The sequence below is a fragment of the Gemmobacter aquarius genome, from assembly GCF_003060865.1.
GTDB lineage: Bacteria > Pseudomonadota > Alphaproteobacteria > Rhodobacterales > Rhodobacteraceae > Paragemmobacter > Paragemmobacter aquarius.
In genome coordinates this window covers 3,404,866-3,429,788 of the sequence record NZ_CP028918.1, presented here as the reverse complement: position 1 = coordinate 3,429,788, position 24,923 = coordinate 3,404,866, and the positions used below count along the sequence as shown (strand labels likewise).

Genomic DNA, 24,923 nt, shown 5'->3' with positions numbered 1-24,923 from the left:
CAGATACGACAGTGTTCAAACCGGAACCGGCATATCGTCGCGGTCCAGATCGCGGATGGCCAGCGGAGTATCCTGTGCCTTGGCCAAGGTCCAGCCGATCCGCGTCTCGAAACCGCTTGCATGGCCCGAAAGCACGATTTGCCGCGCAGGACGTGGTTGCAGACGCCCTTTTTCCAGATGCACCGAAGGCTCGAGCGACAATTTTGTGCGCCCGTCGTGCCGGAACACCCAGATTTCGCCGGACTTCAGCGCGAGCGAAACCGCCGTGCCGCCCAGATCGATCGAGGCGTCGACATCGGGGTGCAGGTGGAAGCGCAGGGCAAAGCCCACGCCATCTGGGGCAGAGCCCAGCACTTGCAACAGGCGCTTTCTTTCCCCCGGGGTCACGCATTCGAGCGTGTCGGTGCCGGTCAGCCTGCGCCCGAGCGGGTCGAGCGTCAGCACGCGCCCATGCATCAGCCCATGCGTGGCCGACCAGCCGGTATGGGCCACCGACAGGTGATGCCCCGCGCCGTCATGGGCCATTTGCGCCTGCGTGACACCCGCGCGTTCGACCAGATCGCGCCCGTCGCGCCCGATGCGCGAGGATGAGGCGCCATCAAGCGCCAGCGTGCTGTGTGACGCGGTCGCCCGCCCCGCCAACTCCCATTCCGCGCCAAAGGGGCGACCCGACCCGCAGTTAACCACGACCGGACGGCGGCCCGATGTCATCTCGAACGCGAGGGTCGAGGCATGCGCCGAAAGCCCCGCCCGCCCGCCCGCCGGGGGGCCGAGTCGACCACCACCGATGTCCGCCCTGCCGACAGCCGTGCAAAGCCCATCGCAAGGCCCGGCCCCGGAGCGGCCTTTACCCCTGCATTGGCCAATGCCGTATCGAGCCGCCCTTCAAGGCCGCGCCCGCCACCATGAAACCGCGCCAGACCGCCATCGGCATGGCGCAGGGCGCGCAAGGTCGGCGCGATCCGCGCGATTGCGGCAGTCAACTGGGCAGGCACGCCGCGCCCCGCCTCGGACAGGGCGATTTCCGCCCAGTTGAGAAGCGTGAAAACCTCGAGCAATTCTTCGGGGTTGCGCGTGGCGATACCGCCTTCGGCATCAACCTCGCGCTGGCAGTCCCTTGCCAGTTCGGTCACTGCGGACGCGACCTGCCCTTGCATGCCTTCGAGCGCGAGGCCCGCCACGATCAGGCCGGTCAGCGCCTCGAACCGTGCAAGGCCGGGGGCTGCGCGTTTCCATTGCCGCGCGAGGTAGGCGACCTGCACCGTCAGGGCGCGGAAATAGGCTTCAGAGCCGGCGCGATCCTGACCTTGCAGCAAAAGGAAGGCGTGGTTCACCCAGCGGATGACCCGCCGCCCCGTCAGATCGGGCGTCCATCCGGCGGCTTGGCTGCGTCTGTGCGCTGCGATCCACTGGAACGTCCAATCCTGCGCGCGCTTGCGGGCGGCGGTGTCGCCCACGGCGGCCAGATCATCGAGCCAGCCAAAGCCCTGTACCTCGGCCTGAAAGGCGGTGCCTGACGCGGCAGCGACATCCCAGATGGATTTGCCCTTGGCTTCGACCAGCTGCCCGGCAAACTGAAAATTTCCGGCGATCAACTGCCGCCCGCGTGCGAAATGCCCGATCGAATGCGGTTCGGGCTGCGAGGCGAAGCCTGTCGCCACCCGAACCCGCCGCGCCTGCCACAGCGCGTAACGGTTTTCCAGCCCTTGCCACAAAGCGCCTGCCATCCCGTTCTTGCCCCGTTCGGCCCGGATTGTTGAACCCCCGAGTCCCTGAGGATGATCCTACCCGGAGATCAGGCGCTTTGTCACCGGGGCAAGCCCCCTGCGCGATGCCCGGACAGAAAGGGAGGGGCTTTTCGCCCCCCCCCCGGTGCGTACCGCACCGCCCCCCGCCCCGCAAAGCGCCGGGGGTCCGGGGGTCAAGACCCCCGGTGGTCAGGCCAGATGGTCGATGCGGTCGAGATACTGCACCAGACCCTTGATTTGCCCCATCCATTTGCCGATCAGCACAGGGTCATGCGGCGCGGCGTGGACGCCTGCGCCGATTTCGCCCGCAAGCACCGATTCCACCGCCATCGACACCGGCACCGACACCAGACGCGCCATCGCCGTGCCGCGTTCGTCGCCCCATGCGTCCATCGACCATTCCTCGTGCCAGACGGTCTTGCCGTCGCGTTCGGCTTTCAGCGACACGAAGAGGACGACGCGGTCGGCTTCGCCTTCGTCATAGGAATTGGCCGCCCAGAAGCCTGCGGCCATCTCGGCCAGACGCGCATCGCCTGCGGGGCCTTCGAGCGTTTCGATCTCGCGGAACACGGGGGCCCATGCGTCAGCCCAGCCGTTCAGGCGGATCGTGCCGCGCACGAAATCCTTGACCTTCCAGCCTGGATCGAAGCGGTAATCTGCCATGAAGGGGTAGCTGTCGCGGTTGGGATAGACCTCGAAGCTTTCGGGCACGGGCAGGGCTGCGTCATAGGCCGTGATCGCATCCCAAGGGCGCGACACCTTGAATTCGGCGAAATCCTTGAGCGACCGCGAGGGCGAGCGCAGGGCCTTTAGCACGCCCAGCGGCGACCACGAGAACTTGTATTTAAAGGCGTTGGCGACCTTGGGCACGCCGCCGCAATAGGAGGTGAAGGAGAGCACGTTTTCAGGGTGATAGGCGTCCGAGGCCCTGTAGCGGGCCACCAGATCATGCGCCATCAGGTGGTCGATGCCGGGGTCGAGGCCGACCTCGTTCACCGAAGCGAGGCCCTTGGCGCGGAATTCGGCATCAAGCGCCTTCATTTCCGGCGCGATATAGCTGGAAGAAACGAAATGCGCCCCCTTTTCCAGACAGACCTTGGCGATGCCGACATGCTGGTCGGCGGGCAGCATCGAGATTGCCACATCGCCGGGCTGCAGCGCCGCAGCCAGCGCGTCGAGCGAATAGGCGCGGATGTCGGCGGTCAGATCGCCCACGGCTTCGCGTGCCTTTTCGACGGTGCGGTTCCAGACCACCACCTTGTGCCCGCCTGTCATCAGACGCCGCAAACCCGGCACCGACGACAGCCCCGTTCCGCACCAATGAATCGTCATATCCGTCTTCTCCCCTTAGACCGTCGCCACGTGGCGGTCGTATTCCGTTTTGGCCCGTCCCCAGACGCCGCTTTGCAGATCAACCAGCGTCGAGAGGCTGGGCAAGAGTTGCGCGGCGTAATCCTGCGATGATTCGACCGGCAAGAGGGATGGCAGGTTGTCGATTGCCGTCACGTCGAGGGGTGGATTTTCCGCCACGCGCAGGGCCGGTGCGTTCCAGTCGGTCGCGCGGTCATAGACCTTGATGGGCGAGAAATCCGAGGTCGGATCGCAGGCGATATCGCCGATCACGGTCAGCCGCCGCGCCGCCGTCTTGGCGGAGGCGGGCACGAAGACCGGGCAACCGGGAGAGGCGAGGATGCAGTTGAGGAAAATCTCGTGCTCGAGCACCTGCGGGAATGGGCCGCCGCTGGCGGTTTCGGCCATGTCCCATTTCGTGACCTTGACCTGCATCTGTTCGCACAGGTCCGATGCGCCAGTGCCGACGCGGCCCAAGGCGCCGATGACAATCGCCTCGGGGCGCTTTGCGGTGCCCAGTTCGCGCTGCAAATCGGCGATCAGTTCGGCCTTTCCGGCGTATTTCGCCACCGGCCCCGCGATCTGGCCGCGCTGCTGGGCTGCCCAGACCCGCAGCGCGACGGCGGCTCCGGCAAAGCCTGCCCAATAGCCGAATGCGGCGACGCGGCGGCCGTTTTCGTTCACCAGATATTCAAGGTCATAGAGCGTGCCACCGCCCGCCTTGAACCGCTTGAGAAGCTCGCGCCCTGCGGGTTGGCCCTTGTAGGCATGGCCGAACATGATGTGCTTGTGGTGCAGCGGCGTGCCGTCTTCGGGCAGTTCCTTGAGCCCGAAGATGATCGCATCGCGGGGCGCATCGGGCCATGAATTTTCGGCCGCAATCTCGCAGCCTGCGGCGATATAGCCGTCGATCCCGATTGCCCGCACCGATGAGCGTTCGACCGTGACGCGCAGCCCGGCCTTGAGCAGGGCTGCCGCCCCTTCGGGCGTCAGGCCCACACGTTCCTCGTTCGGGCGCTGTTCGGCCCTGACCCACAGATGCGTCATCGCAAATCCCCCGTCGTTTGGCGAAACGACTAGCAGATTGCGCGGCGGGTTAAAGTCCTGTCACAGATCGAAGCTGGCAAAGACCGGGACGTGGTCGCTTGGCTGTTCCCAGCCGCGGCAGGGGCGCAGGATGCGGCTGGCGTGTCCGGCGGCGGCGATGTCGCGGGTCGCCCAGATATGGTCGAGCCTGCGGCCCTTGTCGGCGGCGTCCCAATCGGCGGCGCGATAGGACCACCATGAATAGAGCAAGCCCTGCGGAATGTCGGCCCGCGTCACATCGACCCAATCGCCCGCGTCCTGCACCTGCGCCAGATGCTCGACCTCGACCGGGGTGTGGCTGACGATTTTCAAGAGCGCCTTGTGCGACCAGACGTCATCTTCGCGCGGTGCGATATTCAGATCGCCCACAAGGATTGACCGCATGGGCCTTTCGGCAAAGAAATGGTCGCGCATCTCGGTCAGGAAATCGAGCTTCTGGCCGAACTTCTCGTTCTGGGTGCGGTCGGGGATGTCGCCGCCTGCCGGGACGTAGCAATTGTGGATCACCACCCCGTTCGGAAGCCGCGCCGCCACGTGGCGGGCATGGCCGAGCGTGGCGAAATCGCGCGCGCCTACCTCTTCGAGCGGCAGTTTCGAGATGATCGCGACGCCATTGTAGCCCTTTTGGCCGCGGGCGACCATGTGGGTGTAGCCCAGCGACTGGAACGTATCGACCGGGATCTTGTCGACCGGGCTTTTGCATTCCTGCAGGCACAGAACGTCGGGGCCTTCGTCGGCCATCAGCTTTGCCACCAACCCTTCGCGCAGCCGCACCGAATTGATGTTCCAAGTTGCCAGCGTGAACATGCCCCAAGCCCCCTTTTATCCTTGTCCGTCCTATCACCTTGCGGCCCCGAGCACAGCCCCGAGACCTGAAAAACCGGGCCAAGCGTGAAAGGGCGGGTATTTTGGATAAGCCGGGTTCCCCGCCGCTTGCGGGGGCATAAAAAAAGCCCGGGCGCGCTGGCCCGGGCCGAAGTCCAACAGGGAGGTGAGCTTTGTTTAGCACGGCTTCGTATAAAATTCCTTAACGAAAATGTATACCGCTACAGCTAAAAGTCTACCTGTGGCTGTAAAGCAAAAAAAGGCCGGGCTTGAAGCCCGGCCAGGTCCAACAGGGAGGGTGTCGTGCCATAACCCCGACACGACAAGGGGAACTCTCTGCAACTTGCGATACAGATATAGGTATCGAATCCGGCAACAATAAGGCCCTAAGCGACCAATCTGTATCCGCCGCTTTCGGTAACAAGCAAACGCGCGTTGGAGGGATCGGGTTCAATCTTTTGACGTAGACGGTAAATGTGGGTTTCGAGCGTGTGGGTGGTGACGCCTGCGTTATATCCCCAGACCTCATGCAGGAGCACATCCCTTGCAACTACGGATTGTTGTGCCCGATAGAGGAACTTCAGGATGTTGGTTTCTTTTTCCGTCAGGCGGATTTTTTTATCCTTTTCATCCACCAGCATTTTCTGCGCGGGCTTGAACGTATAGGGCCCCAGCGTGAACACCGCGTCTTCCGATTGTTCGTGCTGGCGCAACTGCGCGCGGATGCGGGCCAGCAGGACGGGGAACTTGAACGGCTTGGTCACGTAGTCGTTCGCGCCCGCATCCAGCCCCAGAATAGTGTCGGCATCCGAATCATGCCCCGTCAGCATCAAGACCGGGCATTTCACGCCCTGTTTCCGCATCCGGCGGCAGAGTTCGCGCCCGTCGGTATCGGGCAGGCCGACATCGAGGATCACCAGATCGTAAAGCCCGGCCTTGGCCTTTTCCATGCCCTCGGCCCCGGTGCGGGCCTCGAACACGTCGAAATCTTCGGTCATCACCAACTGTTCGCTCAGCGCTTCGCGCAGGTCGTCATCGTCGTCTACCAGCAAGATCTTTCGAAGCGTGGCCATGGGAACCTCCGTCTTGGTTGTGTCACAGATGCGTCCGGCTCGCTTTCGCGGCAAGGTATGCGACAAAACCCTCACGCGGACGTGTCGCAGGAGCGGGCTATGTTTCAATTTGCCGAGCACCGCCCTAGATATGCGGACAGGAGAGTTTCATGCCGCTGCGTCCTTCCATCGTCGAACGCCTTGCCCGTGCCCGCGGCGATTTGCGCATGGGCGTGCCCGTGGTGCTGACGGGCGAAGGGCAGGCGATGCTGTGCGTCGCGGTCGAGGCGCTGTCGGTTGAACGCCTTGCCGCGCTGCGCGTGCAGGGGGCGGTCGAACTTGCCCTGACGGCGCGGCGGGCCGAGACGTTGAAGGCCCGTGCTTACGACGGCGATCTTGCGCGGATCGCCGTTCCGGCGGACGTGGGGACCGAATGGCTGCGGGCGCTGGCCGACCCTGCCGATGATTTGCGCGTGCCGCTGAAGGGGCCGCTGCGGTCTTTGCGCGAGGGGACCGCCGTTTTGCACCGCGCGGCGCTGCAATTGGTGAAATCGGCGCATCTGCTGCCTGCGGCGCTGCTGGTGGCCGTTCCGCACGGGTTGACGCTGGCGGGTGAGAACGGGCTGACGCTGCTGCCGCTTTCAGAGATTTTGCCGGAACTTACGCGGTCTTCGCCGCTGCATGACGTTGTGCATGCCCGTTTGCCGATGCAGGCGGCTGCTGCGGGGCGGTTGCATGTGTTTCGGCCCGAAGACGGGGGCGAAGAGCATTACGCGATCGAGGTCGGGCGGCCAGACCGGTCGCTTCCGGTCTTGGCGCGCCTGCATTCGGCCTGTTTCACGGGCGATGTGCTGGGCAGTCTGAAATGCGATTGCGGCCCGCAACTGAAGGCGGCGCTGGCCCAGATGGGAGCGGCGGGGGCGGGGGTTCTGCTTTACCTGAACCAGGAGGGGCGCGGGATCGGGCTTGCCAACAAGATGCGCGCCTATTCCCTGCAGGATCAGGGGTTTGACACGGTCGAGGCCAATCACCGGCTGGGGTTCGAGGATGACGAGCGCGATTTCCGCATAGGTGCGGGCATTCTGCGGCAGATGGGGTTTTCGGCGGTACGTTTGCTGACCAACAACCCCAAGAAGCTGGCCATGATGGAAAGCTGCGGGTTGACCGTGACCGAACGCGTGCCGCTGCATGTTGGCCAGACCGAGCAGAACGCGGCCTATCTGGCGACCAAGGCTGCGAAGTCGGGGCATCTTTTGTGAAGCCGTCTGATCTGGTTGTCACGCCGTTTGGTGCACGCTTCATGGGGCGGCGTTTTCCCTGTTCGATCGGCAAGGACGGCGTGACCGATCGCAAGCGCGAGGGGGACGGAAAGACGCCGCTTGGGACGCACCGCTTCGTCGGGATGCTGTATCGTCCTGACCGCCTGTCGCCCCGGCAATTGCCGGACTGGGCGCTGCCCTTTGGTCCGTCGGACCTGTGGTCGGATGATCCGCGTGATCCGGATTACAACTTGATGGTGCGCGCGCCCCACGGGTTTGGCCATGAACGCCTGACGCGGCCTGATCCGATGTATGATCTGATCTTGCTGACCGACTGGAACTGGCCCTTTTCCGTTCCGGGGCGCGGCTCGGCGATTTTTGTCCACACCTGGCGCAGGCCGCGCCATGGCACGGCGGGCTGCGTGGGTTTCGCAAGGGCTGACCTGTTGTGGATCGCCAACCGCATCCGGCATGAAAGCCGCCTGATCATCCGTCCCTGACCGCTTTTCAAACCGCTTTGGAGCGGTTATAGTTCGCCCGTCTGCGGAGGAAGCGATTATGGTCAAGACGCCGTCCGTTACGGATGACGAGATTTTCGCGCTGCGCCTGAACCGCAGCGCGCCCGATCTTTGGCCCATGCTGGATGCGCTTTATGGCCATCGCCCTGATTATCCGGCCTTTCGCGAGGCGCTTCTGAAAGCCCTTGGCAAGGCGTGGAAGGCGCGGCCTGCCGACCTGAAACGGCTCGATCTGCAGCGTGATCTGGAGCCTGACTGGTTCTTGCGCCCCGATATGGCGGGCTATGTGTTCTACATCGACCGCTTTGCAGGCACGATCCCCAAGGTGTTGGATCGGTTGGATTATCTAAAAGAACTGGGCATTACTTACGTTCATTTCATGCCCTGCCTGAAACCCCGCCCGGGCGATTCGGACGGGGGGTATTCGGTGATGGATTACCGCACCATCAACCCCGCTTATGGCACGATGGATGATTTCGAAACCGCGGCCCGCACCTTTCGCGAAAACGGCATCTCGCTCTGCATCGATCTGGTGCTGAACCACACGGCCAAGGAACATGCCTGGGCGAAAAAGGCGGCGAAGGGGGATGCGAAATATCAGGATTACTACCTGATGTTCGACGCGCCCGATCTTCCAAAGCGCTATGAAGAAACGCTGGTCGAGGTGTTCCCCGACAACGCGCCAGGCAATTTCACGCATTATCCGGATTTCGGGAAATGGGTCTGGACGACGTTCAACGAACATCAATGGGATCTGAACTGGGCCAACCCTTGGGTGTTCCTCGAGATCACCGACATCATGCTGACCCTCGCCAATCGGGGGGCCGATATTCTGCGGCTGGACGCTGTGGCCTTCATGTGGAAACGGCTTGGAACGCGCTGCCAGTCTGAGCCGGAGGTGCATATGATCTTGCAGGCGCTGCGTGCGGCATCGCGGATTGCAGCACCTGCGACGATCCATCTGGCCGAGGCGATTGTCGCACCGGCCGAGATGCTGCCCTATCTTGGCCGTGGCATCCATGACGGACGGACCGGGAACCTGGCCTATCACAACAGCCTGATGGTGCAGTTCTGGTCGTCGCTGGCCACGCGTGACACGCGGATGATGCGCCATGTGCTGGCGACCCACTTCCCGCCGAAACTGACCAATGCGACCTATGCCACCTATATCCGCTGCCATGATGACATCGGCTGGGCGGTGACGGATGAGGATGCGGCGGCGCTTGGCCTGTCCGGCCCCGCGCACCGCGCGTATCTGTCCGATTTTTACGAAGGCAGTTTTCCCGGCACGTTTTCGCGCGGGGCGCTGTTCCAGCACAACGAAGCCACGGGTGACAAACGGATTTCCGGCAGTTTCGCCTCGCTCGCGGGGCTTGAAACGGCGCTGGGGGCCAATGACCGAACGGCTATCGACCATGCGATCAATCGTATCCTGATGGGCCATGCGTTGATCGCGGCTTTCGGGGGGATACCGCTGATCTATATGGGGGACGAGCTGGCGCTGCTGAATGACCGCAGCTACGAAACGGTGCCCGAGCATGCACATGACAGCCGTTGGATTCATCGCCCGCAGATGGATTGGCAGCTTGCCGAAGCGCGCCATAGCGGCGAGACGCCCGCAGCGCAGGTCTTTGCCGGAACGCGGCACATTTTGGCCCGCCGCCGCGCAACAGCGGCGATTCACGCGGGCAATGCGACCCGCGTCATCCCCTGCGACACGCCGCAAGTCTTTGCCTTTACGCGTGAGACGCCGACCGGCAATCTGTTGTGTTTGTTCAACTTTTCGGAAGACTGGGTGCATCTGCCTGCAAGCTGGCTGCGCGCGCAGGGGACCGTGCGGTTGCATGACGAATTGTCGGACCTGCCGGTTGCGGTGCATGACGGGATGGTTGCGCTGCCGCCTTTTGCCCGTGCGTGGATCAGTTAGCGTAGGTCCGCGCCCCGAAAATTGCCGACCCGACGCGCACATGGGTTGCGCCCGCTGCGATTGCGGCTTCAAAATCTCCGCTCATGCCCATCGACAGGCCCGACAGGCCGTTTCGTGCGGCCATGGCTGCGAGCATCACGAAATGCGGGGCCGAATCCTCGCCTTCGGGCGGGATGCACATCAGGCCCTGCACGGGCAGGTCTAGGCCGCGACACATGGTCAGGAAAGCGTCGAGATCGTCAGGCAGGACGCCTGCCTTTTGCGGCTCGGCCCCTGTGTTGACCTGTACGAAAAGCTCGGGGCATTGACCGCGGTCCTGTGACAGGCGGGCCAGTTTTTCTGCCAGCGAGGGGCGGTCGACTGTGTGGATCGCATCAAACAGTTCAACGGCGACTTTCGCCTTGTTGGTCTGGAGCGGGCCGATCATATGCACGGAAACCGCGCCGAAACGTGCGCGCAGGTCGGGCCATTTACCTGCTGCTTCCTGCACGTAGTTTTCACCGAACAGGCGGTGTCCGGCGGTCAGCACGGATTCGACCCGTTCTAGCGGCTGCACCTTGGAAACTGCGATCAGATGCACCGAATTTACATCGCGCCCCGATGCTTGAGTGGCGGCAACGATCCGCGCCGAAATATCCGCAAGCGACATGCCGCCCCCCGTCTGTTTGACGGCAAGATAGCGCCCTGCGCTGCGGATGCCATGGCAAAGCGGGGTGCAAAAGCAAAAGGGCGGGCACAAGGCCCGCCCTTTCACGATCAGGTTCTGATGGATCAGAAGTCGAACGACACGCCCAGGTCGTACACGGTGTCTTCGATACCGTCGACGTCGACATTGACAAGACCGCCCTTGACCGAAGCGCCGCCGCCGAGGTCATAGGCAGCGCCGAGACCCATTGCGGTGGTTTTGGTAGCAGCGTCGGCCACTTTGTAGAAGCCGGTCACAGCCAGAGCGTTGGCGGTGTAGGTTGCCGACAGACCGTACTGGGTGGTGGTGCCAGCGCCGATGTCGGCTTTGCCGTACACTGCTTTTGCCGCGACGGCGCCGAAGGTGCCGCCGACCGAAGCGACGAGGTGGGTTCCGTCAACGCCCGGGCCGTCAGCTGCGTCAGTCGATTCGTAGCCGAGGCCGAAGTTGTAGCCCGACATAGTGTACGACACGCCAAGAGCATAGTTTTTCAGGGTCACGCCGTCGGTAGCCGAGGCATAAACCGCCAGATCGCCAGCGGTATAGGCGTACTGGACGATCGGCTCGGGTTCTGCGCCGTCACCGGTCAGGAACATGGTATCCGAGTAGTCGCCGAGGCCGGTGAAGCCAACGCCCGACAGGTCGCCGACGGCTGCTTCGGCAGCGCCAGCAACGTTGCCCATGGTCAGCTTGCCGAAAGCGCCCGAGATGAACACGGAGCCTGCCGAGGTGAGGGCGTCGCGGTTGGCGTTGAAAGCTTCATGGGCGCGGAACGAAGCGCCGAACGACAGGCCGCCATCGGTTTCGCCCGACATGGTGAACTTCAGACGAGCGCGGCTGGTGAACGCGGTATCACCCGAGGCGATGTTGTTGGTCACACCCATGCGGGCGTCGCCCGACAGCGTCACTTCGGCGTGGGCGGCGGCGGAGGCTGCGACGAACATGGTCGTGGCGAGCAGGATCTTTTTCATAGGTACTCTCCTTACGGGTTATCAAACACTTCGATGGATGCTTACTAATCTGCGATTGCGGTGATTGGGAACGCAAAGGTTGTCAGATCCCGCAAAACGCAGACCCGTGGTGCAGTCGCGCCACACCAAGGTGCATTAACGCATCACCCCCCGCGGCCATGAATGGCGCTAAGTGTTTGCCGTAAAAAAGAAAAGAGCGGGCACGAGGCCCGCTCTTTCCGTATCGCCCTGATCCGTGGATCAGAACGAGAAGGTCACGCCCAGGTCATAGACCGAGTCATCGACGGGGCCGAAGTCGACGTTGACAACACCGCCCTTGACCGCAGCGCCGCCGCCGAGGTCGTAGGAAGCGCCGATGCCCGTTGCGGTGGTTTTGCCAAACGGACCCGGCAGAGCCGAGGTGTCGACGACTTTGTAGAAGCCGGTCACAGCCAGAGCGTCAGCGGTGTAGGTTGCCGACAGACCGTACTGGTCAGCGTCGAGACCCGACACGTCAGCCTTGCCGTAGACGGCTTTGGCCGAGATCGCGCCGAAGGTGCCGCCGACCGAAGCGACGAGGTGCGTCGCGCCATCCGGAGCGCCGAACGCGTTGCTGGACGATTCGTAGCCGAGGCCGAAGTTGTAGTCGCCCATCTTGTAGCCGACGCCGAGAGCGTAGTTCTCGACTTGTGCGCCGTCCGAGGTCGACACGTAGACCGACAGGTCGCCAGCGGTGTAGGCGTACTGGACGATCGGCTCGCCTTCTGCGCCGTCACCGGTCAGGAAAACGGTGTCCGAGAAGTCGCCGAGGCCGGTGTAGCCAACGCCCGACAGGTCGCCAACGGCAGCTTCAGCAGCGCCGGCAACGTTGCCCATGGTGATGGTGCCGAAAGCGCCCGACATGAACACGGAGCCCGAAGACATTTCGGTGTTGCCGTTTGCGTCGCCTGCTTCATGAGCGCGGAACGAAGCGCCGAACGACAGGCCGCCGTCGGTTTCGCCCGACATGGTGAACTTGACGCGAGCGCGGCTCGAGAATTCGGTATCACCCGAGTCGGTGTTGTTGGTCACACCCATGCGGGCGTCGCCCGACAGGGTTACTTCGGCAGCGGCGAAGCCAGCGGTGCCAACCAGGATCGTGGTCGCAAGAAGAATCTTTTTCATAGTTTCCCTCGTTGTCTGTAAGGAACCCAGCCCAGGGGAATCCGGAGTGGGGATGGATCGTTAATCATTCCTTACAGACCCGAATGCAACGCTCGCATGTTAATCGTTCTTAATGCGGTCCGGCGTGGTGCAACTCGGCCACACCCCCGCCGGGCTGCGGATCGCTGGCCATTGGCTGCCGAATGCCCCCGCGATCTGCAGAACGTCCCGGCTGACGCCATACCACTGCTACCGCACGTACGACCGCACGTACGGCCGCGCGTACGCCACACGTGCGCCACACGTGCGCGCGAGGCGATCTGTGCCGTGCCGGGAAAAGCCTTGGCACGCCGGGATCGCTGGGCTAGACAACCCCAACAGGGAAACGGCTGAAGAGCTGCCGCGACCCGACAGGTTAACGGGGGTGGGCATGGACCTGCATCGCTTTGCACGGATCGCGCTGGTCGGCGGCATTCTTCTCGCGCTCGCAGGGTGCGGCACGGGAATCGGCAGCGGTGACAGCAACCCGTTCCGCCGCGGGGGCATCCCATCCGCGCAGCAGGCCGACTCGAAGGCCCGCGCCGACGCACAGCGTGCAGCACTCGCCCGCGCGAGCGGGGAAGATCAGCCGCGCTCGACGCTGTTCGATCTGTTCAAGAATGCAGATGATCCGAACACCACGGTCGAGGTGAACAAGTATCTGTGGAAAGCCTCGCTCGACGTGCTGAACTTCCTGCCCGTCGAATCGGTTGATCCGTTTACCGGCGTGATCGTCACGGGCTATGGCACGCCGCCCGGATCGGGCCGTGCGTATCGGGCGACGATCTATGTGCAGGATCCCGCGCTTGATGCCCGCAGCCTGAAGGTTGCGCTGCAAAGCCGTGGTGGTGGCCCCGTCGCGCCTGAAACGGTGCGCGCGGTCGAGGATGCCATTCTGACCCGCGCACGGCAGTTGCGGATTCAGGACAGCAATCTCTGACCTTTGCAACCTGCGCGGGAACCCTATCCGCGCCGCATGGTTGGCCTTTCGCATTCCGGCGGAGGGAAACATGCGCACCATCAATATCATCACGCTTCTGCTGATCATCATCGGCGGTATCAATTGGCTGCTTGTCGGGCTGTTCCAGTTCGATCTGGTCGCGGCCATATTCGGCGGGCAGGATGCCGCCTTGGCGCGGATCGTCTATATTCTTGTCGGCCTTTCGGCGCTTTGGCAGATCGGGCCGTGGCTGCGGACGCTGTCGGGCGATGCCGTCGCGGTCCGGCGCGACACGACGCGCTAGCGCAATCACTGGACCTTGGCGCACCTGCGGGTATAACCACGCCCGCAGGATACGCCGGGGAACAGTTGATGTCGCGCTACGAACCAAGCCAGACCGAACCGAAATGGCAAGCCGAGTGGGAGGCCGCTGGCACCTTTACGGCGCGGCGCGATCCCGCAAAGCCCAAGTATTACGTGCTGGAGATGTTCCCCTATCCTTCGGGGCGCATCCATATGGGGCATGTGCGGAATTATACGATGGGGGACGTGGTCGCCCGATACAAGGCAGCGTCTGGGTTTTCGGTGCTGCATCCGATGGGGTGGGACGCCTTTGGCATGCCCGCCGAGAACGCGGCGATGGAGCGGGGCGGGCATCCCAAGGAATGGACTTACGGCAACATCGCCGACATGCGGGCGCAGATGAAGCCGCTTGGCCTGTCGATCGACTGGAGCCGCGAATTCGCCACCTGCGACCCTGAATATTACGGCCAGCAACAGGCCATGTTCATCGACATGATGGAAGCGGGCCTTGTCTACCGCAAGAACGCGGTGGTGAACTGGGATCCGGTCGATATGACCGTGCTTGCCAACGAACAGGTGATCGACGGGCGCGGTTGGCGGTCGGGGGCGGTGGTCGAACGGCGCGAGCTGACGCAGTGGTTCTTCCGCATCTCGGACTATTCGGGCGAGTTGCTCGAGGCGCTGGATTCGCTGAAGGATTGGCCGGAAAAGGTGCGCCTGATGCAGGCGAACTGGATCGGCAAATCGCGCGGGCTGCAGTTTGCTTTTACCACCACGGGCGCGCCGGAAGGATTCGACCGGCTCGAGGTGTATACGACCCGCCCCGACACGCTGCTTGGCGCGTCTTTTGCGGCGATCTCGCCCGACCATCCGCTGGCAAAGCAGCTTGAACGCCACGATCCGAAGGTTGCCGAATTCGTCGCTGAATGTCGCCGCATTGGCACGAGCGAAGAGGCGTTGGAAAAGGCCGAAAAGCGCGGGCTGGACACGGGCATCAAGGTCTTGCACCCGTTCGATGACAGTTGGGAACTGCCGGTTTACATCGCCAACTTCATCCTGATGGACTACGGCACCGGCGCGATCTTTGGTTGCCCGGCGCATGACCAGCGTGATTTCGAATTCGCCTCGAAATACGGATTGGCAATCAAGCCGGTCTTTGTGGCCGAGGGTGCGGAGGAGGCGGCGCTTGCCGCAGCTTTCGTTCCGATGAAATCCGAGCGCGTGCGCTATGTGCGCGGCTTTGCCGGTGCTGAAACCCAGACCGGCGAGGAAGCGGTCGCTGCCGCGATTGCCCAATGCGAGGCGAACGGGGTGGGGCGCGGCGTTACGAACTATCGCCTGCGCGACTGGGGCATTTCGCGCCAGCGGTATTGGGGCTGCCCGATTCCGGTTGTGCATTGCGCGACCTGCGGCGTGGTGGCCGAGGCGAAGGCGAACCTGCCCGTCAAGTTGCCCGATGATGTGACGTTCGACCAGCCGGGCAACCCGCTGGACCGACACCCGACTTGGCGCGATTGCACCTGCCCGAAGTGCGGGGCTGCGGCGCGGCGGGAAACCGACACGATGGACACGTTCGTCGATTCGTCGTGGTATTACGCCCGCTTCACCGCGCCCCGTGCGACCACGCCCACCGTGGCCGAGGATGCGGATTACTGGATGAACGTCGACCAGTACATCGGCGGGATCGAGCATGCGATTCTGCACCTGCTCTATTCGCGCTTCTTTGCCCGTGCGATGCACAAAACAGGCCATCTGCCCGCCCGCGCGATCGAGCCGTTCAACGCGCTCTTTACCCAAGGCATGGTGACGCACGAGATTTACAAGACGACCGACGCCAATGGCCGCCCTGTCTATCACCTGCCCGAAGATATCATCCGCAGCGAGCAGGGCGCGACCCTTGCCGATGGCACGGTGGTCGAGGTGATCCCTTCGGCCAAGATGTCGAAATCCAAAAAGAACGTGGTCGATCCGTTGAAGATCATCACCGATTTCGGGGCAGATACCGCGCGGTGGTTTGTCATGTCGGACAGCCCGCCGGAGCGGGATGTGGAATGGACGGCATCGGGGGCCGAGGCGGCCTTTAAGCACCTTGCCCGTGTGTGGCGCATCGCGGACGAGCTGACGCGGGCCGATGCGGCGGCCAATCCGGCGGAAGATGCGGCGCTGGCCAAGGCCACGGCCAAGGCGGTGGACGAGGTGACGCGCGGGATCGACGGCTTCGCCTTTAACAAGGCCATCGCCAAGCTTTACGAATTCACCAACACGCTGTCGCGTTCGGGCGCTGGCGTGGCGGCGAAACGGGGGGCGATGCTGACCATGGCGCAGTTGATGCAGCCGATGACGCCGCACCTTGCCGAGGAAGTCTGGCATATGCTGGGCGGCGCTGGCCTTGTGGCGCAGGCCGCTTGGCCAAAGGCCGACCCTGCGCTGCTGGTGGACGATTCGGTGACCCTGCCGATCCAGATCAACGGCAAGCGGCGGGCGGAAATCACCGTTCCTGCGGGCATGCCTGCATCCGAGGTTGAAAAACTCGCCCTTGCAGACGAAGCTGTGGTCAAGTTCCTTGCAGGGGCGCCTGTGAAGAAGATCATCGTCGTCCCGGGGCGCATCATCAATGTCGTTGCCTGACCGCCGCACAGTCCTGTCATTGCTCGCAGCCCTGCTGATTGCAGGCTGCGGCTTTACGCCCGCCTATGCGCCGGAAGGGGCGGGGACAAAGCTGCGGGGCCGCGTTGCGGTGCAGGTGCCGGCCACGCGGAACGATTTTGCGCTGGCCTCGCGGCTGGAAACCCGTCTTGGCGCTGCCGACGCGCCGGCCTATGACCTTGGCTATAGCGTGACGGTCTATAGCATCAGCGGGGGCATCACGCCCGACAACGAGACCACGCGCTATCAGCTAAAGGGCAGTGTCGCCTATACCCTGACCGACCGCGCGACACAGGCGCGGGTTGCCGGTGGAACGGTGCGGAATTTCACCTCGTGGTCGGCCACCGGGTCGACCGTTGCGGGCATCGCCGCCGAAGAGGCTGCAGCGGCGCGGTTGATGCAGATCCTTGCCGATGACATCGTCACGCGCCTGATCGCCGAGTTGCCATGATCCTTCGCGGGATTGAAGCCACGCGGTATTTCGCCAAACCCGACCCTGCCAAGACCGGCCTGCTGATTTTCGGCGCAGATGCGATGCGGGTGGCCCTGAAACGGCAAGAGGTGATCGCGGCGCTGATCGGGCCAGAGGGCGAAGGCGAGATGCGGCTTGCGCGGATCGCCGCAGCCGAGTTGCGGAAAGACCCTGCGGCGCTGCTCGATGCGATAAAGTCGCAAGGCTTCTTTCCCGGCCCGCGTGTCGCCTTTGTCGAGGATGCGACCGATACGCTGACCGCCACGATCCAGACTGCGCTGATGGAATGGCGCGCGGGCGACGCGCAGATTGTCGTGACGGCTGGCGGGTTGACGGCGAAATCGACGCTCAAGACGCTGTTCGAAAAGCACCCCGCCGCCTTTTGTGCCGGGCTTTACGACGATCCGCCCAGCCGCGAAGAGATCGAGGCGGCGCTGGCCAAGGCGGGGCTGACATCGATCGACCGCGAGGCGATGACCGATCTCGCGAACCTTGCCCGTGCGCTGGACCCCGGTGATTTCCGCCAGACGCTCGACAAGATCGCGCTTTATAAATACCGCGACCCAAGCCCGCTGACGCCGTTGGAGGTTGCCACGCTTGCGCCTGCCACTGTCGAGGCCGAGGTGGATGATCTGATCATGGCCGTTGCCGAGGGCCGCCAGAACGACATCGCGCCGCTGTTTCGCAGGCTGGAGGCGCAGGGCACCGCTGCCGTCACGCTGTGCATCGCAGCCATGCGCCATTTCCGCGCGCTACATACTGCCGTGACCGATCCGGGCGGGGTGTCGTCGGGCATCGCCAAGGCGCGCGGCGTGCCGTTCAAGGCGCGGGACGCGATGCAGCGGCAGGCATCGAACTGGGGCAGCCGCAAGCTGGAAGATGCGATAACGCTGCTGGTGGAAACCGATCTGACGCTTCGGTCGACGTCGCGCGCACCGACCATGGCATTGATCGAGCGCGCGCTGATCCGTCTGGCCATGATGTCGCAACGGCGGGGGTGACGTGTCGGCTTCAGGGAGTGCGCCCCCTTACCATTCGGGGGCAGGCTTTGTAGAAGTGACCGAACCGGCAACCAAAGGCCCGCCATGACCCGATTTATCCGTATGTTCGGCCCCGTCATGGCTGCCCCGCACGCAGCCGAAGTCACCCGCGCCGCAGTCGGTGCGGCGCTGGGGCTTCTGGTCTGCGACCTGATCCTGTGGGCGCTGTCGGGTGGGGCCGATCTGGCCCACCTGACCCTGATCGCGCCCTTTGGCGCGTCGGCCTTCCTGATCTTTGCCGTGCCGAACAGCCCGCTGGCCCAGCCCTTCAGCGCGATTGCGGGCAATACGCTGTCGGCGCTTGCCGCAATCGCGGTGCTGCACCTGACGGATAACCCGCTTGTCGCGGCCCCGCTTGCCGTGGGGCTTGCGATTGCGGTGATGGGGGTGACCCGCGCGTTCCACCCGCCTGCCGGAGCGGTCGCGCTGGCCACGGTGATCGCGGCGAGCGGGGCGCAGCCGCCGACGTGGGCCTTTGCCTTTACGCCGGTCTTTGCCGGTTCGGTGCTGCTTGTGGTCGCGGGTATTGGCTGGAACACCTTGACGGGGCGGAAATATCCGTTCCGCCAGCCCGCGCCTTCGCCCCATGGCACCAAGGATGCGCTGCCGGATCGCCGTCTTGGGCTGACCGCGCCCGAACTTGGCCATCTGCTCGACCGGTTGCGGATGACGCCGAACATCGGGGTCGAAGATCTTGCCCGCGTCATCACGGCGGCCGAGGCAGAAGCGGCAGCGCAGCATCTGGGCGATTTGACCGCCGCCGACATCATGTCGCGCGATCTGGTCACCGTGCCACCCACGACGCCCTTGAAAACGCTGGCGCAGGTGTTCCGCATCCACCGCTTCAAGACGCTGCCGGTCAGCGAGGGCGGCCATTACGCGGGGCTGATCGACCAGTCGGCCCTGCTTGGCCTGACGGATGGCAGGGTTACCGCCGCCGATCTGGTCACGCCGGTCGAAACTGCCTTGCCCGGGACGACTGCCGCGACCCTGATGGATCTGTTGGCGGATGGCCACCAGCAAGCCGTGCCGGTTTTGGAGGGTGGCAGGCTGACGGGGCTTGTCACGCGGTCGGACCTGATTGCGCTGCTTGCCGCCCGTCTGCGAAGTGCTACCCCCTAGACATTGCCCGCCGCGCCGTGGCCTAATCGTGCCATGCAAAGCCCTATCGAACAGCTACACCGTGACTGCGAAGCCCTTGGCACGCGCCTGTTCACCGTGTCGATCCTTGACCGCGCCAATGGCCTGTCGCGCCGCGCCTATACCTCGCATCCGGTGGAATATCCGGCGCAGGGCACCAAACCGATGCTGGATGACGCGTGGTTCGACCATTGCATCCGGCAGGCGCAGTATTTTCTGGCCAATACACCGGCCGAGTTCGAACAGCATTTCTTCGACCATGCGCTGATCACATCGATGGGGCTGGGTTCGGCGTTGAACATTCCGCTTGCCGATTCGGGCGGGACGGTCGTTGCGACCGTCAACCTGCTGGCCGAAGCCCTGCACTTCACGCCGGAACGGCTGGCCGCTTACCTGTCGCTTGTGGCTGACAGCCGCGACGCGGTTCTGGGCGATCGGCTGTTTTCCGGCCTGCAAGGCTGATTTCGGCCCCTTGCGTCTGGCAAGGCATGGCCTATGTTCACCATCACCTCGGGGTGCCTGACCTGTCAGGCTGAGATGCGAAAGCGGACCCGTTGAACCTGAACCGGATCATACCGGCGGAGGGAAGGTGCGTGGAAAGACCTCCAAGCCCGACCTGTCCCGTCGCAATTGGAGGAAGACATGAAAACTTCGATCCTTGCGCTGGGTTTTGCCACTGTCGCCACGGGTTTTGCCTGTGCCGCTGCGGCTGAAACCCCTGTGCTTACAGTGCTGACCTATGACAGTTTCGTTGCCGAATGGGGCCCCGGCCCTGCGGTGGAAAAGGCGTTCGAGGCCGATTGCGCCTGCGACCTGCGGTTCGTCGCGGCGGGCGATGGCGCGGCACTGCTGGCGCGGGTGCAGATGGAGGGCGCTGCGTCAGATGCCGATGTGGTGCTGGGGCTGGATACCAGCCTGACGGCGGCTGCGCGGGCCACGGGGCTGTTCGCGCCGCATGGCCAGACATGGGCCAATACGCTGCCCGTACCGTTCGAGGATGCCGATTTCGTGCCCTATGACTGGGGGTGGTTTGCGATGGTCTATGACAAGACCAAGGTAACCGATGTTCCGACATCCTTCGAGGCGCTTGCCGCATCCGACCTGAAGATCGTCATCCAGGACCCGCGGTCATCGACGCCCGGTCTGGGGCTTTTGCTGTGGGTCAAGGCGGCTTACGGCGATAGGGCCAAGGATATCTGGGCCGGACTTGCGGATAACATCGTCACCGTCACGCCAGGATGGTCGGAAGCTTACGGGTTGTTCACCGAAGGCGAGGCGGACATGGTGCTGTCTTACACCACATCGCCTGCCTATCACCTGATTGCGGAAAGCGATGATACCAAGGCCGCCGCCGTGTTCGACGAGGGCCATTACATGCAGGTCGAGGTGGCCGGAAAGCTGGCAGCGACCGATCAGCCCGCGCTTGCCGACCGGTTCCTTGCCTTTATCGGCAGCGATGCCTTCCAGTCGACCATTGCGACAACGAACTGGATGTATCCGGCGGTGACGCCTGCTGGGGGCCTGCCCGAAGGCTTTGATCGCTTCCGCCCTGCCAAATCGCTGCTGATGTCGGCGGATGAGGCGGCGGCGGCGCGCGATGGCGCTTTGGCCGAATGGCAAGCGGCGCTCGCGCAATGAGCCACGCGCCGGGGGCGGCCGCTGTCGCCGCCCTTGTCGCGGGGCTGACGCTCGGCATGGCCGGTGTCGTGGGCGCAGGGGCGGGAAGCCTGTGGCCCACGGCTGCCGATCTGGCGGCGCTGCGCTTTACGGTGCTGCAAGCGGCGCTGTCGGCGGTGATTTCCTGCGCCTTGGCGGTGCCCGTGGCGCGGGCTCTGGCGCGGCGGCGCTTTCTTGGCCGCGGGGTGCTGATCACGCTGATGGGGGCGCCGTTCCTTTTGCCGGTGATCGTGGCGGTGCTCGGCCTGTTGGCCGTATTTGGACGGTCGAGTATTGTCAGCGATGGCTTGGCTTTGGCCGGTTTGCCGCCTTTGTCGATTTACGGGCTGCACGGGGTGGTGCTGGCCCATGTGTTCCTGAACCTGCCGCTTGTCACGCGGATGCTGCTGATGGGGTGGCAGGCGATTCCGGCCGAACGCTTCCGGCTGGCGCAATCGCTGGGGATGCCGCCCGCCGCGCAGTTCCGGCATCTGGAATGGCCGATGCTGCGAGCGGTGCTGCCCGGCGCGGCGGTGGTGGTGTTCACCATTTGCCTTGCCAGTTTCGCGGTGGCGTTGACGCTGGGCGGCGGGCCGGGGGCGACCACGGTCGAGCTTGCGATCTATCAGGCGCTGCGGTTCGATTATGATCCGGCACGGGCGGCGGCGCTGGCGGTGATCCAGTTCGGGCTGGGGGCCGTTGCGGTGGCGCTGGGCTGGGCCGTGCTGGGGCGTGCCGGTTTCGGCAGTGGCTTGGGGCGGCGGATCGGGGTTGGCGCGCCAAAGGGGTGGAGGCGCGGGGCCGATGCGCTGGCGGTGATGCTGGCGGCGGCGTTCCTGCTTGTGCCGCTTGGCGCGGTGGTCTGGCGCGGGGTTGGCGGATTGGGCGATTTGCCCGCCGGGCTTTGGGCGGCGCTGGTCCGGTCGGTCGCGGTTGCGCTTTTATCGACGGGAGTCACGATGGGGGCCGCGCTGGTGCTGGCGCTGGCGGTGGCGCGGGGCGCGCGCGGGGCGGGGCTGTTCGACACGGTTGCGACCTTGCCGCTTGCGGTGTCGGGGCTGGTGCTGGGGACGGGGCTGTTCCTGACGGTGCAGCCTTTTGTGCGGCCCGAGGCTGTGGCCCTGCCCGTGACCGTGATGGTCAACGCGCTGTTGTCGCTGCCCTATGCTTACCGGTTGCTGCTGCCCGAGGCGCGGGCGCTTCATGCCGATTACGACAGGCTGGCGCGGTCTTTGGCGCTGACCGGTGTGGCGCGGTTGCGCTGGGTCGCGCTGCCGCGTCTGGCGCGCCCCTTGGGCTTTGGTGCGGGGGTGGCGGCGGCTTTGTCGATGGGTGATCTGGGCGTGATCACGCTTTTTGCCGGAGAGAGCGGGGCCACCTTGCCCCTGTATGTGCACCGTCTGATGGGCGCTTACCGGATGGATGCGGCGGCAGGGGCGGCGCTGGTGCTGGTGGCCGCAAGCTTTGCGCTTTTCGCGCTTTTTGACGGGATGGGACGCCGTGCTGCAACTCGATAAACTTGTGCTGACCGAACCCGGCTTTCGGCTGGTGGCCGATTTTTCGGTGCCTATGGGTGCCCGCGTGGCGATCATCGGGCCGTCGGGGGCGGGGAAATCGACGCTGCTGAATGCAATTGCCGGTTTTGTGCAGCCCGAGGCCGGGCGCGTTTTGTGGCAGGGGCAAGACCTTGCGTCGCTGTCGCCCGGAGAGCGGCCCGTGACGATCCTGTTTCAGGACCAGAACCTGTTCCCGCATCTGACCATTATGCAGAACCTTGCGTTGGGTCTTTCGCCGCGGCTTCGCCCGACCCCGGAACAGTTAGAGCAGGTCGCGCAGGCCTTGGCGCGGACGGGTCTGGCGGAGCTGGGCAATAGGCGGCCTGCCGAGTTGTCGGGCGGGCAGGCGGGGCGCGTTGCCTTGGCGCGGGCGCTGTTGCGGGCGCGGCCCTTGTTGCTGCTGGATGAACCCTTTGCGGCGCTGGGGCCTGCGCTCAAGGCCGATATGCTGGCTATGGTGGCCGAGGTCGCTGACGCGACGGGGGCCACGGTGCTGATGGTGACGCATGATCCCAAAGACGCACAACGGCTTGGCGGGCAGACCATTCTGGTTGCCGACGGAACCGCGCAGCCACCCGAGGATACGGCGCGGCTGTTCGCCAACCCGCCCAAGGCGCTGGCAGATTATCTGGGCTGACCGAGCCTAGTCGCCCAAGCGCAAGACTGCACCGGCCAGAAGGGCGACGGTCGTGGTCTGGTCGAGATAGCCGGTCGGCTCCATCCCGCGCGAGTCCTGAAAGCGCCGGATCGCACGGCGCGCGCGGTCGTCGAAGGTGCCATCCACCTTGCCGGGTTTCAGACCCAGGGCATCGAGCCTGCCTTCGATCGCGCGCCGTCCGCCGGTGCCAAGGCCAAGGGCGGCTTCACCCGCTTCCCATGCCGCGACCTGATCGCCCTGCGATGCCTCGGCGCCAAGCGCGTCGATGCTGGCTTGTGCTTCGGCGGCAAAGGCCCCGTCGGGGAAACTGCGGAGGTATTCGCGGTACGATGCCTCGGTCTGTTCCTGGGATGCCAGATCCCATGCCGCGCGGTCTGCCGCCTCGGCCTCGCCCATGCGGGCGGCGTCGATGGCGCGCAGGCGTTCTGCGGCTACATCGGCATAAATCCCGTCGGGAAAGCGGGTGACATAGGCACGCAAGCCCGCCTCGTCGCCCGCGGCGCCGGTGTCTTGCCAATAGGCGCGGTCTTCGGCCTCGATCGCCCTTTGCTTTTCGGCAGCGTCTGCTTCCAGCGCGGCAGAGCGTGCATCGGCCTGTTCGGTCAGTTTGACGATCTGTTCGCGCATCAGGAATCCCGATGCTTCGTACCCGTTCTTGCGTTGCCAGCCTGCGATTGCGGTGCGCGAGCCTGCGCCGAAGACGCCGTCGATTCCCTTGGTGTCAAAGCCCAGAAGCGTCAGCCCGCGCTGGATGGCGCGCCTGTCGTCGCGGCTGAGGGCCAGCGCCTCTTCGGCTGAACGTGCCTCGCGCTGGGGTTCGGCCTTGATGCGGGCGATTTCGGCCCGTGCTTCGGCCAGGTAGCGGCCTTTGGGATACCGTTTGGCATAGGCGTCATAGGCGCCGAGCGTGCCTTGGGCTTGGGTGCTTTCCCAGAAAACCGCTTCGGCATCAGGTCCGGGCAGCGGATCAGCCGCCGCCGTTTCGCTGGCGGGACGGAACGGGACGAGACCGGACAGGAATCCATCGGCGGTCAGGTCTGGGTTGGCATCGAGCATCGCGGCGATGGATTGCCCGCGCAGGGGCAAGGCGCGCGCCGCGAAATCTGCGACCCGCGCGGCATCGCCGCGGATCAGCGTGACGCCCTGCGGCACGGCGACCGTGCCGATGCCGGGGTCAAGCCCCGGCCCCAGCGGCAGGCGGCGTGGTTCGGTTCCCAGAACGACCACCGCCCCGCCCGGAGCTTGAGCGGCGATTTCCAGCACTGTGGAGACCGAAACCCCGACACCGTCGACCGTGGCGAGATCGGGCATCGAGGATTCGACGCCCAGAAACCAGCTATCATTGGCAGCCTGTGCGAAATGGCCCGACAGAAGAATGACAAGCCGCCCCTCCTCGGGGGTGCCTTGCATCAGGGGCGACAGCAGGCCGCGCATCTCGGGGGCCTGCATGTCAGAGCCGCTTGTCACGGTGAAGCCCGCGCCTTGCAGCGGGTCGACTGCGTCAAGGGCGGCGTCGGCCTCGGTTATGTCGGCCCCGTCGGAATAATTCTCGTTTCCGATGATCACGGCGCGGTCCTGCGCGGCAAGGGGCGCTGCGCTTAGCAATAGCAAGGCGGTCAGGGTGACGCGATACATGGGCTTTCCCTTTTGCGGGTTCGGACTGAAACCCGTGTCCCGCCCGCTTTGTTCCGACAGGCCGGACGGATCAGATCATGTCACGCGACAGCCGCATGTAGGTGAACATTCCCGTGATGAAGCCGAGAAAGGCAAGAATCCCCGCCGTCACCATCTGGGCCGGGTCGTCGATCCTGGCGGACAGCGCGAGGTAGCCAAAGGCCCAGAACCCCGACCAGCTGATCACGCAGGCCAAAGCGATCAATTTACGCATCCCGTTGCCTCCTTTCGAAAGCCGCCCCTGAAGGGACGGTTG

The 24,923-nt window shown here is 64.4% G+C and carries 22 protein-coding genes, 1 pseudogene and 1 riboswitch; of the genes and pseudogenes, 13 read left to right on the top strand and 10 right to left on the bottom strand.

Annotated elements, in window-relative coordinates; translation table 11 throughout:
* Positions 1-15: 15 nt before the first annotated feature.
* The 5 genes and pseudogenes from HYN69_RS21965 to HYN69_RS16595 form a co-directional block, all read right to left on the bottom strand.
* A pseudogene (locus tag HYN69_RS21965) lies at positions 16-1,727 on the bottom strand (heparinase II/III family protein).
* A 210-nt stretch (positions 1,728-1,937) separates the two neighbouring features.
* Entirely contained in the window at positions 1,938-3,080 is a 1,143-nt protein-coding gene (locus HYN69_RS16610; RefSeq protein ID WP_108436724.1) for a saccharopine dehydrogenase family protein, read from the bottom strand.
* A gap of 15 nt (positions 3,081-3,095) precedes the next feature.
* On the bottom strand, positions 3,096-4,145 hold the full coding sequence (locus HYN69_RS16605) for a saccharopine dehydrogenase (RefSeq protein WP_108436723.1): 1,050 nt from the start codon (positions 4,143-4,145) through the stop codon (positions 3,096-3,098).
* A 60-nt stretch (positions 4,146-4,205) separates the two neighbouring features.
* A complete protein-coding gene (locus tag HYN69_RS16600; protein WP_108436722.1) occupies positions 4,206-4,991 on the bottom strand; it encodes an exodeoxyribonuclease III in 786 nt (261 codons plus the stop codon).
* A 404-nt stretch (positions 4,992-5,395) separates the two neighbouring features.
* Positions 5,396-6,082, bottom strand: a complete 687-nt coding sequence (locus HYN69_RS16595; protein ID WP_108436721.1) for a response regulator transcription factor — start codon at positions 6,080-6,082, stop codon at positions 5,396-5,398.
* Between the two features lie 149 nt (positions 6,083-6,231).
* On the opposite strand from HYN69_RS16595, the gene ribA reads away from it, so the two are divergent.
* From ribA to HYN69_RS16580, 3 genes are read left to right on the top strand one after another with little or no spacing between them, the layout of a single operon-like run.
* On the top strand, positions 6,232-7,320 hold the full coding sequence (ribA, locus tag HYN69_RS16590) for a GTP cyclohydrolase II (RefSeq protein WP_108436720.1): 1,089 nt from the start codon (positions 6,232-6,234) through the stop codon (positions 7,318-7,320).
* A 41-nt stretch (positions 7,321-7,361) separates the two neighbouring features.
* Positions 7,362-7,820, top strand: coding sequence for a L,D-transpeptidase family protein (locus tag HYN69_RS16585; protein ID WP_108437278.1), 459 nt, complete (start codon positions 7,362-7,364; stop codon positions 7,818-7,820).
* Between the two features lie 58 nt (positions 7,821-7,878).
* Complete coding sequence (locus HYN69_RS16580) at positions 7,879-9,765, top strand: amylosucrase (protein WP_108436719.1); 1,887 nt, start codon at positions 7,879-7,881, stop codon at positions 9,763-9,765.
* Here HYN69_RS16580 and HYN69_RS16575 read toward each other — a convergent pair.
* From HYN69_RS16575 to HYN69_RS16565, 3 genes are all read right to left on the bottom strand, one after another.
* Positions 9,758-10,414: a YggS family pyridoxal phosphate-dependent enzyme gene (locus HYN69_RS16575; protein ID WP_108437277.1), complete on the bottom strand. Its 657-nt coding sequence runs from the start codon at positions 10,412-10,414 to the stop codon at positions 9,758-9,760. The genes HYN69_RS16580 and HYN69_RS16575 overlap by 8 nt on opposite strands.
* Positions 10,415-10,536: 122 nt before the next feature.
* Complete coding sequence (locus tag HYN69_RS16570; protein WP_108436718.1) at positions 10,537-11,421, bottom strand: porin; 885 nt, start codon at positions 11,419-11,421, stop codon at positions 10,537-10,539.
* A gap of 240 nt (positions 11,422-11,661) precedes the next feature.
* The gene (locus HYN69_RS16565) at positions 11,662-12,564 is read right to left on the bottom strand and encodes a porin (RefSeq protein ID WP_108436717.1); all 903 of its coding nucleotides are present in this window, start codon (positions 12,562-12,564) and stop codon (positions 11,662-11,664) included.
* A gap of 409 nt (positions 12,565-12,973) precedes the next feature.
* On the opposite strand from HYN69_RS16565, the gene HYN69_RS16560 reads away from it, so the two are divergent.
* The 10 genes from HYN69_RS16560 to HYN69_RS16515 all read left to right on the top strand — a co-directional run bounded on the left by HYN69_RS16560 (position 12,974) and on the right by HYN69_RS16515 (position 22,972).
* Entirely contained in the window at positions 12,974-13,522 is a 549-nt protein-coding gene (locus HYN69_RS16560) for a DUF3576 domain-containing protein (protein ID WP_108436716.1), read from the top strand.
* A gap of 70 nt (positions 13,523-13,592) precedes the next feature.
* The gene (locus HYN69_RS16555; RefSeq protein WP_108436715.1) at positions 13,593-13,826 is read left to right on the top strand and encodes a DUF378 domain-containing protein; all 234 of its coding nucleotides are present in this window, start codon (positions 13,593-13,595) and stop codon (positions 13,824-13,826) included.
* A gap of 68 nt (positions 13,827-13,894) precedes the next feature.
* Complete coding sequence (gene leuS, locus HYN69_RS16550; protein ID WP_108436714.1) at positions 13,895-16,453, top strand: leucine--tRNA ligase; 2,559 nt, start codon at positions 13,895-13,897, stop codon at positions 16,451-16,453.
* Positions 16,440-16,922 (top strand): LPS assembly lipoprotein LptE, encoded by a 483-nt coding sequence (gene lptE / locus HYN69_RS16545; protein WP_108436713.1) that lies wholly within the window; start codon positions 16,440-16,442, stop codon positions 16,920-16,922. The genes leuS and lptE overlap by 14 nt, the downstream gene beginning before the upstream one ends.
* Positions 16,919-17,944 (top strand): DNA polymerase III subunit delta, encoded by a 1,026-nt coding sequence (holA, locus tag HYN69_RS16540; protein WP_108436712.1) that lies wholly within the window; start codon positions 16,919-16,921, stop codon positions 17,942-17,944. Before lptE ends, holA begins: the two co-directional genes overlap by 4 nt.
* Before the next feature lie 84 nt (positions 17,945-18,028).
* Complete coding sequence (locus tag HYN69_RS16535) at positions 18,029-19,105, top strand: HPP family protein (RefSeq protein WP_108436711.1); 1,077 nt, start codon at positions 18,029-18,031, stop codon at positions 19,103-19,105.
* Positions 19,106-19,138: 33 nt separating this feature from the next.
* Positions 19,139-19,585: a GAF domain-containing protein gene (locus HYN69_RS16530; RefSeq protein WP_108436710.1), complete on the top strand. Its 447-nt coding sequence runs from the start codon at positions 19,139-19,141 to the stop codon at positions 19,583-19,585.
* Positions 19,586-19,624: 39 nt separating this feature from the next.
* Positions 19,625-19,727, top strand: a riboswitch (TPP riboswitch).
* A gap of 38 nt (positions 19,728-19,765) precedes the next feature.
* The gene (thiB, locus tag HYN69_RS16525; RefSeq protein WP_108437275.1) at positions 19,766-20,761 is read left to right on the top strand and encodes a thiamine ABC transporter substrate binding subunit; all 996 of its coding nucleotides are present in this window, start codon (positions 19,766-19,768) and stop codon (positions 20,759-20,761) included.
* Complete coding sequence (locus tag HYN69_RS16520) at positions 20,758-22,296, top strand: thiamine/thiamine pyrophosphate ABC transporter permease ThiP (RefSeq protein WP_108436709.1); 1,539 nt, start codon at positions 20,758-20,760, stop codon at positions 22,294-22,296. Before thiB ends, HYN69_RS16520 begins: the two co-directional genes overlap by 4 nt.
* Entirely contained in the window at positions 22,280-22,972 is a 693-nt protein-coding gene (locus HYN69_RS16515) for a thiamine ABC transporter ATP-binding protein (protein ID WP_108437276.1), read from the top strand. The genes HYN69_RS16520 and HYN69_RS16515 overlap by 17 nt, the downstream gene beginning before the upstream one ends.
* Positions 22,973-22,978: 6 nt before the next feature.
* Here HYN69_RS16515 and HYN69_RS21235 read toward each other — a convergent pair whose 3' ends face one another.
* Complete coding sequence (locus HYN69_RS21235) at positions 22,979-24,628, bottom strand: peptidoglycan-binding protein (RefSeq protein WP_216824618.1); 1,650 nt, start codon at positions 24,626-24,628, stop codon at positions 22,979-22,981.
* Between the two features lie 70 nt (positions 24,629-24,698).
* The gene (locus tag HYN69_RS16500) at positions 24,699-24,881 is read right to left on the bottom strand and encodes a hypothetical protein (protein ID WP_216824617.1); all 183 of its coding nucleotides are present in this window, start codon (positions 24,879-24,881) and stop codon (positions 24,699-24,701) included.
* Positions 24,882-24,923: the final 42 nt, after the last annotated feature.